9 protein-coding genes are annotated in these 12,043 nt (G+C 32.3%); 5 read left to right on the forward strand and 4 right to left on the reverse strand.

Features of this window, described 5'->3' with window-relative positions; translation table 11 throughout:
• Nucleotides 1-23 precede the first annotated feature (23 nt).
• Both bsdE14_RS12210 and bsdE14_RS12215 read left to right on the forward strand, forming a co-directional pair.
• Nucleotides 24-707, forward strand: coding sequence for a response regulator transcription factor (locus bsdE14_RS12210; RefSeq protein WP_264850215.1), 684 nt, complete (start codon nucleotides 24-26; stop codon nucleotides 705-707).
• On the forward strand, nucleotides 700-2,235 hold the full coding sequence (locus bsdE14_RS12215) for a sensor histidine kinase (protein ID WP_264850216.1): 1,536 nt from the start codon (nucleotides 700-702) through the stop codon (nucleotides 2,233-2,235). Before bsdE14_RS12210 ends, bsdE14_RS12215 begins: the two co-directional genes overlap by 8 nt.
• A gap of 54 nt (nucleotides 2,236-2,289) precedes the next feature.
• Here the strand turns inward: bsdE14_RS12215 and bsdE14_RS12220 are convergent, their stop codons facing one another.
• Nucleotides 2,290-3,087 carry a hypothetical protein gene (locus tag bsdE14_RS12220; protein ID WP_264850217.1) on the reverse strand — a complete coding sequence of 266 codons (798 nt, stop codon included), beginning with the start codon at nucleotides 3,085-3,087 and terminating at the stop codon, nucleotides 2,290-2,292.
• 322 nt (nucleotides 3,088-3,409) lie between these two features.
• Between bsdE14_RS12220 and bsdE14_RS12225 the strand changes: the two genes are divergently transcribed.
• Nucleotides 3,410-3,601 (forward strand): alpha/beta-type small acid-soluble spore protein, encoded by a 192-nt coding sequence (locus bsdE14_RS12225; protein WP_264850218.1) that lies wholly within the window; start codon nucleotides 3,410-3,412, stop codon nucleotides 3,599-3,601.
• Between the two features lie 65 nt (nucleotides 3,602-3,666).
• Here bsdE14_RS12225 and bsdE14_RS12230 read toward each other — a convergent pair whose 3' ends face one another.
• Entirely contained in the window at nucleotides 3,667-4,653 is a 987-nt protein-coding gene (locus bsdE14_RS12230; RefSeq protein ID WP_264850219.1) for a biotin--[acetyl-CoA-carboxylase] ligase, read from the reverse strand.
• Between the two features lie 107 nt (nucleotides 4,654-4,760).
• Here bsdE14_RS12230 and cwlD point away from each other — a divergent pair, with 107 nt between their 5' ends.
• Complete coding sequence (gene cwlD, locus bsdE14_RS12235; protein ID WP_264850220.1) at nucleotides 4,761-5,477, forward strand: N-acetylmuramoyl-L-alanine amidase CwlD; 717 nt, start codon at nucleotides 4,761-4,763, stop codon at nucleotides 5,475-5,477.
• Nucleotides 5,478-5,583: 106 nt separating this feature from the next.
• On the opposite strand, the gene bsdE14_RS12240 is transcribed toward cwlD, so the two are convergent.
• Both bsdE14_RS12240 and bsdE14_RS12245 read right to left on the reverse strand, forming a co-directional pair.
• Nucleotides 5,584-6,840 (reverse strand): YheC/YheD family protein, encoded by a 1,257-nt coding sequence (locus tag bsdE14_RS12240; RefSeq protein WP_264850221.1) that lies wholly within the window; start codon nucleotides 6,838-6,840, stop codon nucleotides 5,584-5,586.
• 101 nt (nucleotides 6,841-6,941) lie between these two features.
• Nucleotides 6,942-8,348 carry a polysaccharide deacetylase family protein gene (locus tag bsdE14_RS12245; protein ID WP_264850222.1) on the reverse strand — a complete coding sequence of 469 codons (1,407 nt, stop codon included), beginning with the start codon at nucleotides 8,346-8,348 and terminating at the stop codon, nucleotides 6,942-6,944.
• Between the two features lie 216 nt (nucleotides 8,349-8,564).
• Between bsdE14_RS12245 and bsdE14_RS12250 the strand changes: the two genes are divergently transcribed.
• Nucleotides 8,565-11,852, forward strand: coding sequence for an SNF2 helicase associated domain-containing protein (locus bsdE14_RS12250; RefSeq protein ID WP_264850223.1), 3,288 nt, complete (start codon nucleotides 8,565-8,567; stop codon nucleotides 11,850-11,852).
• Nucleotides 11,853-12,043: the final 191 nt, after the last annotated feature.

Genomic DNA, 12,043 nt, shown 5'->3' on the forward strand with positions numbered 1-12,043 from the left:
GAATAAATAGGGGGAAATACCTTATGGCAAAGGAAAAGATACTTATAATTGAAGATGAACTGAAAATTGCAAGGTTTGTAGAACTAGAGCTTAAATATGAAGGCTATCAGGTAGAACAGTGCCACGATGGCAGAGAAGGCTTACAAAGAGCATTAGAGGGTAATATAGATTTGATTATTCTTGATATTATGCTGCCTTCAATGAATGGAATGGAAGTTTTAAGAAGATTAAGGCAGCATTCAGAGGTACCAGTGATAATGCTAACTGCAAAGGATCAAATAATGGATAAGGTTATGGGCCTTGATATGGGCGCAGATGATTACCTTACAAAGCCTTTTGCTATTGAAGAATTATTGGCAAGGATAAGAACTGCACTAAAAAGAAAAAAGGCTTCAGCTAAGGAAACTAAGGTTATCCAGATTAATGATTTAAAATTGGATTTAGATAAATATACTGTATCCTTTAAAGATGAAATTATTGAACTAACTAAAAGGGAGTTTGAACTCTTAAAGTATCTTATGGAAAACCAGAATATTGTTTTAACTAGAGAGAAGATACTGGAGATAGTATGGGGCTATGAGTATTTAGGAGATACCAATGTAGTTGATGTTTATGTAAGATATTTAAGAAGTAAAATTGATGATAGATTTGATAGAAAGCTTATTCATACTGTTCGTGGAGTGGGGTATCTGTTAAAAGATGAATAATAAAAGGGAAATAAAAATATTAATTAAATATTTTGTAAAACAAGTCCTTTTGATACCTAAATTAGTTATTGTTGAAGTTAAAAGGCTTATTAAAAGTGTATATAACAGCTTTGTTGAAAGACTGAGGTTTTCTATAGCCTTTAAAATCAATATAGCCTTTGTATCTATGATTATAGGCTTTCTCTTTTTTCTTAGCTTAATAGTAGCAGCGGGCTTTGGATTTTATCTAGGGTACAGTGCTAAGGTTGATATGGAGAAGGACATTTCTCTTATTACTTCATACTCAAATGGAAATATTGAAGCTATTTATGAGCCAATTGATAAAATTGCAAGGCTAAAAAACAGACAGATTTCAATATTTGATGATAGTGAAAAGCTTGTGTATACTTCTGAAGAAGAGAAGAATAAGGTGCATTATTATGTAAAAAATGATTCTGCACAAGGTATTCAAGATAATTATATATTTATTACTGGAAGTGATATATCCCTTCACTTTCCAGCCAATAACTCCAATCCAGCAGCTAGTTTTTTTATGGTGCTTAATGAAAATATTACTGTAGGAAATGTGGATTACAAAATACAAGTAGTTAATAAATTAGGCAATGAATTTATGTACATGGGCATCCTTTTTAGTGCTCTTGCTATTATTTGTGTAATCACAATTCTAAATACATTAATAACAGGCTGGAAGGCAAGCAAAAAGATACTAAAACCAGTGGGAAAGATGACTGAAACTGTACAAAACATTACTATTAACGCACTTGATACCCGCCTTGATGTTGGCGGCTCCCAGGATGAGCTTAAGGATTTGGCACATACCTTTAATGATATGCTGGATAGGCTTCAGGAGTCCTATGAAAAGCAAAATCAGTTTGTTTCAGATGCTTCTCACGAACTTAGAACACCTATAGCTGTTATCCAAGGCTATGCAAATCTTTTAGATAGATGGGGTAAAAATGATAAGGAAGTGCTGGAAGAATCAATTACAGCAATAAAGTCTGAATCAGAAAATATGAAAGCACTAGTAGAGCAGCTGTTGTTTTTAGCTAGAAGCGATAAAAATACTCAAAAGGTTGAAAAAACTGATTTTTATATAGATGAACTAATAGAGGAAATAGTAAAAGAAACAAAGCTAATTGATACGAAACACCAAATAATGTGTGAAAGAAATGAAAGGGCTATGCTTAATGCAGACAAAAGCCTTATCAAAGAAGTCTTGAGGATATTTATAGACAACAGTATAAAATACACTCCTGAGGATGGCTTTATAAAGGTAAACTCTTACGTAACTCCAGAAGGTGTAAGTATATCCGTGCAGGACAGCGGCAATGGAATATCGAAGGAAGATTTGCCTCATATCTTTGATAGATTTTATAGAGCTGATAAGTCAAGGACAAAGCAAAGCGGCGGAACTGGCCTAGGTCTTGCCATAGCTAAATGGATTGTTATGAAGCATAGAGGAACTATAGAAGTGGAAAGTCAACTAGGAGTGGGAACTAAGATAAATATAAAATTGCCTATAAAATAAGAAAGAATTGATAAAGGAAGTATCCTATATCAATTCTTTTATTTTAATAGATATCTATACCCTCAAATATTCAATTAAAATATACCCACCACTAACCTTCTTAATTTTAGCTTTCATTTTCATAAATACCTTAGGCATCTCGCCTAGCTGTTTCCACTCTTTTGGGGAACCATTTGGATCTCCGGAAAAGCCTTCTGTCGGTGCATATAGAGTTAAGTCAGCAGAATAAATGCCGTTTCCCTCATCTACTAGTTTATCAACTTGAGCAAAGGTATTTGCTATTTTTAAATTATAGGGAAGTAGGTAATAACCATTTGCATAAGAAAAATCTTCAGTTGATATGCTGTGGCTTTTGAGTTTTAATCCAAAGTATTTTTCTACTGCTGTATCTACATACTTTTCAGGAAGCTTAGCCATAGATTTATCTATTTCGTATTTTTCTAGAGCTTGACGGTTGTATATAAAGTTGCAGCGTATACCAAACATAATAAGGTCATTGCTGCTTAGTTTATCCTTTTCAAAAGCTGGTACTCTGGCCTTAGCAATGGCTGTAAAGAAATTATTAAGTTCTTTTTTAGATTCACTGCTTAAATTAACCTCAGTACCTTTAGCTGCTGGAGCTTGAGTGTTAGTTGAATTGTTAGTTTGATTGCTAGTTGGTGCTGTATCCTTAGGATGTTCCTTTGCTGGTACTGAAGTAGAGGTTTGAGTATTGCCAGTATTTACAGTATTTTGTGCTTCTGAGGCATTATTTTTATCTATTTCTTTATTTGAAAGTGACTTATTTGCTGAACAGCCAGTACATATGCAAAGGGTGGCAGCAAGTATACCGCAAAATAGCTTTTTAATCATATAAAACACTTCCTTTTAGAATATTCAATATAACTAGTATACCATAAATTTGAAGTAGTTATAATTAATTGTAAATGACCTGGATCTTTAATTAAAATATATTGTTTACTATTTATACGTTTATAATTAGGTAAAGTACTGTTTTATATAAAAATATTTTTAAATAATTTTCTTTTTATTTATGAAAATATTGGACAATCAATTATAAAATAGCGGGTTTTCCATGAATTTTATAGGGTATTATCTATGAAACTGTACAAACTTATAGTACAAACAAAAATTACTACAAAAAAATAAAATAAAATTAAGGGAGGTAATATATATGTCAAGAAACAATAGAGTTTTAGTACCACAAGCTAAAGCAGGTTTAGATAGATTTAAGATGGAAGCAGCTTCAGAAGTAGGAGTTAACTTAAAGGAAGGCTATAATGGAGACTTAACTTCAAGAGAAGCTGGAAGCGTAGGCGGACAAATGGTTAAGAGAATGGTTGAATCCTACGAAAAGAAACTATAATAAAAAACAAAGGTTAGGCAGCAATGCCTAACCTTTTTAAATAAATATAATTAAATTTAGAGAATTTAAACATAGCCATTTTTTCCTCTTATAGAAACTTCACCTGATATTAGCCATTCAGTATTACCATCTAAATATTCTACAAGCAGTCTTCCTTCAGCATCAAGGTCTTTTGCTACAGCAGGTGTAACTTGCTGATTTTTTATTACGTTAATTTCTTTGTTAAGTAGAGCTGAAAAGTTTCTGCAAATATCTATAGATTCTTTGATATTTCCCTTATTTACAAATTCGAAATATAAGGTTTCAAAGTTATTTAGAATTTTTGCAGTTAGTTCTTGCCTATTAATTAATTTTCCATGTTCTATGTATAAGGAAGAAGCAATATCTCTAAGTTCCACAGGAAAGTCATTTTCTTCAATATTTACATTTATTCCTATGCCCATAATTACATAGTTTATTTTAGTAAGTTCTGCATTCATTTCAGTCAAAATTCCACAAACCTTTTTTGAATTTAGTACCACATCATTGGGCCATTTTATTAGGGCATTAATATTAAGTTCCTTTAAGGATTTTGCTACTGCTGCAGCTCCTATTTGTGTAAGCTTTGCAGCTTCCATAGGATTAAGTTCTGGTTTTAAGATAACTGACATCCATAGTCCTTTGTATTTGGGTGAAACCCACGTTCTTCCTAGTCTGCCTCTACCATTAGTTTGTTCTTCACTTATAATTACAGCACCATTATTTTCACTGAAATCTGCAATTTCTTTAGCCTTGCTGTTTGTTGAAGTTATTGTATCAAAGTGAAGGATTTTCCTTCCAATTAGTTTAGTACATAAATAAGGTTTGATTTCCTCATAGGTAAGTAAATCAGGTGATTCAACTAGTTTATATCCTTTTTTTGATATAGAATTTATTTCATATCCCATTTCCTTAAGCTTTGTAATGTGTTTCCATATAGCTGTACGAGAAACTCCAAGCTCATTGCTTATATCCTGTCCGGAAATATAGCTATCTTTATTATCTTTTAAAAGTTTTAAAATCTTATTTTCCAAAAATATTACCTGCCTTGTATATTATTTTAAAACGTATATTTAGATTCTACATTATTAAAACTATATTAACAAGATATGCTTAAACTTAGTTTAAAGGAGAGATATTTATGAAGTATCGTACTGCTAAAATTATTGAAATAGTTTTGTTTTTAATTTTTTTTAGTATACTAAATTTATTCTGCACGAAAATAGCACAAGCTAAGGCAACACCTCAGGAAGGAGAATTGCAGAAGGTTATTTTAATTGATCCAGGTCATGGAGATTTTGATAGTGGAGCAATATCTAGAAGCGGTCTGCTTGAAAAGGATGTTAATTTAAGTATTAGTCTAAAGCTGAGAGATGAATTAAATAAAAAGGGATACTTAGTTTTGATGACAAGGGAAACAGACAAAGGACTTTATAGAAATGAAGGAAGTATAAGGGGTAAAAAGTATGATGATTTAAATGCAAGATGTAAAATGAAGAATGAATCAAATTGTGATATGTTTATAAGCATTCATCAGAATTTTTTCAAGGACGGCAGCTGCAGAGGGGCACAGGTTTGGTATTCTAGGTGCGAAGATAGTAAAGCTCTTGCACAAATTATAATGAAAAACTTTAAAACTGACCTGGACGAAAAGAATCATAGAGAAGAAAAGCCTGCAAGGAATGATTATAAGATATTGAGGTGTTATTATAATATACCTTCTGTAATTGTAGAATGTGGCTTTTTAACAAACTATAATGATGAGAAAAAGCTAAAGGATGAAAAGTACCAGCAGAAAATCGCAGAATCCCTAGCAAAGTCTGTAAGCGAATACTTTAGTACGGAAGCCTCAATGTGAGGTTGAATAGTTAAAGGTAAGAAGTAAGAGTGAATGGTGAAGGAAGCTTTTCAGCGGAGCTGAAAAGCTTAAATTTAACTCTTAACTCTTAGTTCTTACCTCTTACCTATATTGTACTTTCATAGTTTTTTATTGTAAGGTATTTAGAATATTCTAGTATAGATAAATACCTTAGTTTGCAGTAATTCTCATACATATGAGAGTAATCCTTCAAATTTGATGGAGGAATGTTTATATCTACAATCCAGGGCTTTTCATAGGAGTCCAGTATAACTGATATCTCTATCTCACCAAAATGTCCAAAGCATTTTTCTATGCAAATTCCTAGCTTTAAAAACAGTGATTCAAGGGAACTCTTTTGAAGGCACTCAGGAGAATCCACTACAATCCATTTTCCTTTGGAGTTTTTTCCAAGGAGTATATGCATACTCTCCGGTACTGTTTTTATACTAAAAAAGCTCTGCTGAATAATAAACAGTTCCTCTTTTGTATAGTCAGCTATAAAACTCTCCAATTCCTCAGTACTGCTTATAGTAAGCAATTTATCTTGTAGTTTAGAATACAGGTAATATATGTTTGAACGCTTTTCTATATATAGTGTACCCAATTTACTGCTTTTGTAGGAGGGCTTTAAAATCACCTTTCCAAAATAATCTATAAATAATTTTACATCTTCAAAATCATCAAAGGGTATGGTTTTAGGAAGGTATGGATTTAATTCTGTCTGAGAGAGCAGACACTTATATATCTCCCACTTACCTAAGTACATATGATTATTAATATACTGTATGTCAAAATAGTGAGTTAATATTTTTCTCATGTATTGAAAAATCATATATTCAATTTGGGAGGCAGAGTTTAATTGCTCATATATGGTATCTGCAATTGGCAAGGCTAACTTTAATAGCTCACCTGAACTACTAATTTTGGTATACCCATAAACCTTTTTATAATTTATATAAAAGTTTTCATTAGAAAAATAATAAAGTAAACAATGGCTTTTTTCGTTAGCTTTAAACAGTTCTGTTAAAGTATTTGGAATTACTCCTGTCTTAATAAGCGATAGATCTTCCTTTGTTACAAGGACACCTACCACAGGACCAAGATAAATGTGATTGTTTTCCTTCCAAATATTAAGCTGCATATTTTCGTAAAGGTAGAGTTCTTTCATTAGAAGGTCATTTAGATATATAGCTTTTTTGTTTGACTCATAGGGAATCGGGTAAATATCTGCAGCTAATTTACCAGCGTGCAGAGTATAGCAAAGGGCTTCAGATAAGCCTAAACTATTAAAAATATCTACAGGTATAAAACAGCTTAAGCCTTTTGCATTAATGGAACTTTTTAATATCTCAACGTACAAATGCCTCACCCCCCTATAATTATATATATTCCATAGAAATTTAAATGGAACTATTTATAAGTAAAAAGAAAAAGCTGCTTAATAAAAAGCAGCTTAAATAATTAGTTAATTTCATTTATTGTTTTAAATTTATAACCCTTTTCTTTTATAGCTTTTACAATTCTATGAAGAGTGGAATCAGGTGAATAGCTATAAAAGGGATAGCCTGTGATATCTTTGCTTAGCTTTATATCTTCAAACTCAATGTTTGGATGATAGAAAAAGCTGGCCAGTAAATCTGGTCTTAGAGTATTTATTTTTCTTATCATTTTATCAGTATCCCCTTTGCCATCTACATAGTCAAGAGGAGTTGGAATATATTTGACTGTCCTGCCATCTATCTTTTTTACTACTAAATTTTTGCTCTCATTAAATCCATCTGGTGAGTATGGTTGATATAAATAATCGAAGTTTTTTTCCATAATTCTAAGCACGTTAGGAGCTGCAGCATAGTGAGGCGCTTCAAAGAAACCATAAGGTATATCCAAAGCTTTTGCAGAGGCTATAGCTAAGTTGATTCTTTCTTGAGTATACCCATCTGCTGCAGGAATTCTATCCCTTGGGCCTCTATGAAATTCAAATCCATCAATACTGACATCATTGCCATATTGATGAGTATAGCCATGCAGTCCAATAATAGCATTTCTATCTTCAAAGTAATCTAATGTAAATATAAAGTCAGAATTGAACATACTATTCTGCATTGCAGGGTCATTGTCTACCTTAGGATTTTGATGTGGATCAATATACCTTGGCACCCATGCCACATGAAAGGGAACATTTTCAGAATATAAATAATCAGAAATAATTCTAAGCTTTTCAAGTGTTTCGCTGTTTGAGTATCTTTGCCCGGCAGTAATATCTTCAAGCCTTAATAAGGCAGCCTTTTCTGAGTGAGGCCCAGTTACAACTTCAAGTTTTTCTCTATTAAAGAATAAGGATATTGTTTTATTATCTATATTCCAATCAGTTTTAAGGTTGAATATTCTACATAAATCTATTAAAGAAATATAAGAAATTCCGTCTGAAGATATAATAGGACGTTTAAGCTTTCGTGTTTCATCTCCTAGTGAAAAGGTGTTAGCATTTACATTAACTGTTACCAAGTTATTATTAAGCTCTAAAGTTAAAGTGCCATTTTCTGTTTTAGATTTTCCTCCTATCTTTTCTATAATCTCTGTTATAGGAAGGTAGTACCTGTTCTTTTCTATATACACAGGTAAGGCTAGATTTAATGCTTTGCCTTCAAAGCTAACCGTGATATTATCCTTTTCAAAATTAAGTTCTTTAAAATTGCTAAAGTCCCTGTCTTTTGGTATAGGTGGCTGCTTTCCTTTTGTCTCCACCTTTTCACCAGCCAAGGAATTGTGAAGTTTTGGAGGATGTTTCTTATTGCTGCAGCCCACAGCAGCTATAAGAAGTATTACCACCAAAAGCATTAGAAGGATATTTTTTAGTAATATTCTCATTGTAGTATGCCCCTTTATATATTTATGTTTAAGCTTATTGCTAGTTTTTACAAAAATTCTCACATCATATATAATACTAAATTATGCTGAAAGTATGCAATAAAAAAATACTATATTTTTTTGCTTTAAGAATTAAATTGTTTAACTTATATTCCATTTAGGGTAAAATATAAGTTATGGCTATTATTTTGAAAGGCGTTAATTTGAGGTGGAGTAATGTTTGAAATAGATGAACATCGACTTAAAAGTAGCTGTGGCAGTGTTATATATTCTAGAGGACTTGATATGTACCTTAGAAATAAAGTAAGACAAATAGATGTTGAAATTGCACATAGGGAAAATAGAGGTGACAATTTACTGAGGTTAACGGCGGTAGTAGAGTCAGCTTTTAGTAATCATACCTATGATATAGATATTTTATATAGCGATAAAACCTTTACTATGCAGCACGAATGCAACTGTGAGTATGGCCAAAAAGGAAACTTATGTAAGCATGTAGTTGCAGCACTTTTGAAATGGTCAAGAGAAAAAAATAGTATTATGAGAAGAAATGATGAATTAAATAAGTCCAAAACCGAAGAATTGGTGGAATCCATAAAAAATGGAATGGTAAAGACTATCAGAGGTACTATACCACTAAACCTGGATATAAAATATGAGTTTGAAAATAGAGGGGAGAGGCTTTCCTCAATAGAACTGAAAATTGGAGAGAACAAAACTTATATTGTAAAGAATATGAAGGAGTTTCTTGGAGTTCTGAGAAATAGACTAGAGGAATTAGAGTTTGGCAAGAATTTTATCCTTTATCCAGAGCTTCATAGGTTTAATAGTGAGGATGAAAAAATAATTGAACTGCTTCTAGAAATATATGAAATGGACTGTAGAATTCCAAATATAAATATTCCTACACCGAGATATTTGAGTTCTCCTAATAGATTTATAATAGGTAAAAAAGCATATTTAACAGACAGACAATTAATGAGGTTTTTTAACATTGTTGAAGGGAGAACAATTGAGGCGGTAATTAATGGTCAAAGCTTTCCAGCAGTAAAAATTCTGAAAGAGGATATGCCTTTAGAGTTTGATTTAAATATTAAGGAAGATAACATAATTCTTAGAGCTAGTGACAGTATTCCAATTCCAATAACAGATAGTGAAGAATACTTTTTTTATAACGGAAACATATATAAACCAAGTGAAGTACAGAAGAATATATATGCACCCTTTTATAGAGAGTTTATAAGAACAAGAGAGGGCAAGATAACTTTTAGCAGCACCGATAAGGAAAGTCTCGCTTCATACATAATACCTAGCTTAAAAAATATTGGCAAGGTAGTAGATATAGATGAAAGGCTGGAGCAGCAATTCTATGAGGAACCTTTAGAAGTCAACATTTATTTTGACAAGGAAAAAGAGGATATTACAGCGGACATAATTTTTAAATATGGAAGCCTGGAATTTAATCCGTTATTTCAAAAGGAAATTGGATTGCAGCAAGAAAGAATCCTTATAAGGGATATATCTAAAGAAACAAATACTATTGGCATTTTAAACAGTTATGGTTTTAAGATTATAAATCGAAGCTATGTGCTGTCGGATGAAGAAAGTTTAGTAGAGTTTTTAACTGAGGGAATGCAGAGACTGCAGGAGTACGCTGAGGTTTATTATTCAGAAGCTTTTAAGAATATAAAGGTGTACAGTTCTTCAAATATAAAGTCAAGTATTAGGCTAAATGATGAGGACCTACTAGAATTTAGCTTTAGTATTGAAGGCATTGAGAGAAGTGAGCTTAAGGATGTTTTGGAAGCTTTAAGGCAAAAGAAAAAGTATTATAGGCTTAAAAAGGGTGATTTTGTATCACTAGAAAGTAAGGAATTAAAAGATGCTGCAAATATGATTGAGTATTTGGATATTCAAGAATCCTCCTTAGAAGAGGATAAAATCCTGCTGTCAAAGTATAATGCCTTATATATTGATCAAAATCTGAAAATGAACAACATGAATTATATTGAAAGAAATAGAAGGTTTAGAGAATTAGTTAATAATATAAGAGATGTTCAAGAAATTGATTATAAGGTGCCTGATTCCTTAGAGGGTGTAATGAGGGGCTACCAAAAGTATGGATTTAAATGGCTAAAAACATTAACCAGCTGTGGGTTTGGAGGTATCCTTGCTGATGAGATGGGCCTTGGAAAAACTCTTCAGACCATTGCTTTTATACAATCAGAAGTAATAGAGAATAGTGAATGTGAGCCATCTTTGGTGGTGGCGCCTACTTCTTTAATTTACAATTGGAAAAGCGAAATAGAAAAATTTGCACCAGTTTTAAAATCTGTAGTTATTGCAGGAACTAGGGAAGAAAGAGAAGCTCAAATGAGTAATTTAGAAGGTGCTAATATCGTTATAACTTCTTACCCTCTTATAAGAAGAGATGTGGAAGAGTATAAGAAATATAAGTTCAAATACTGTATATTGGATGAGGCACAGCAAATAAAAAATCCAATGTCACAAAATGCTCAAAGTGTAAAAGAAATTAAAGCAGATGGATTTTTTGCGCTGACAGGTACGCCAATAGAAAATTCTCTTACGGAATTATGGTCAATCTTTGATTTTTTAATGCCAGGCTATCTTATGACTCATGGAAAGTTTTTAAAAAAGTACGAAATGCCTGTAGTGAGGAATAATGATACTGTTGCTTTAGAGGAGCTTAATAAGCATGTAAAACCATTTATATTAAGGAGACTTAAAAAAGATGTTATAAAGGAATTACCTCCAAAGATTGAGCACCAGCTTGTGGTTGAAATGACAGAAGAGCAGAAGAAATTATATGCTGCATATATTGCCTCAGCTAAAAATGAAATTGACAACGAGATTAAAGAAAAGGGTCTAGGAAGAAGCAAGATTAAAATACTATCTGTTCTTACAAGATTAAGGCAAATATGCTGTGAGCCCTCTGTATTTGTAGATAATTACTTTGGAGAGAGCGGAAAGATGCTTGCCCTTGATGAACTATTAGAAGAAAGCATAAATGAAGGACATAGAATACTGTTATTTTCTCAGTTCACCTCTGTTTTAAAGAATATCAGCAAGAGACTTGAAAACAATAATATTGAATATATGTACTTGGATGGTCAAACAAGGGCTCAGCAGAGGGGAGAGATGGTTAAGGAATTCAATGAAGGTAAAGGAAGTGTATTCTTAATCTCTCTAAAAGCTGGTGGCACAGGCTTAAACCTTACAGGGGCTGATGTGGTTATACACTTTGACCCATGGTGGAATCCTGCTGTTGAAGACCAAGCAACAGATAGAGCTCATAGAATTGGCCAGGAAAAGACTGTAGAAGTAATAAAGCTTATTGCAAGAGGAACAATAGAAGAAAAGATATTTAAAATACAGGAAAAGAAAAAAGAGATAATAAAAAGCGTTATCAGTGATGAAAGTGGAGAAGAAATTCTGCTTTCTCAAATGAGCGAAGAAGAATTAGAGGAATTATTTAAATTTTAGTGTGCCGCAGGGCGGGCGTGCCACGGGGACGTGACCTTTGGCATAAATCACATACATTATAATGAGAGAGGTTGATGAATATAATACTTTCATCAACCTCTCAATTTATTATTAAAGTGCATTTTATAAGTAAATATTTATATATTTTCATATTTATATATTTAAATTTTCACCAATATGTCACGGTGATG

Source organism: Clostridium omnivorum, from assembly GCF_026012015.1.
GTDB classification, from domain to species: domain Bacteria; phylum Bacillota; class Clostridia; order Clostridiales; family Clostridiaceae; genus Clostridium_AX; species Clostridium_AX omnivorum.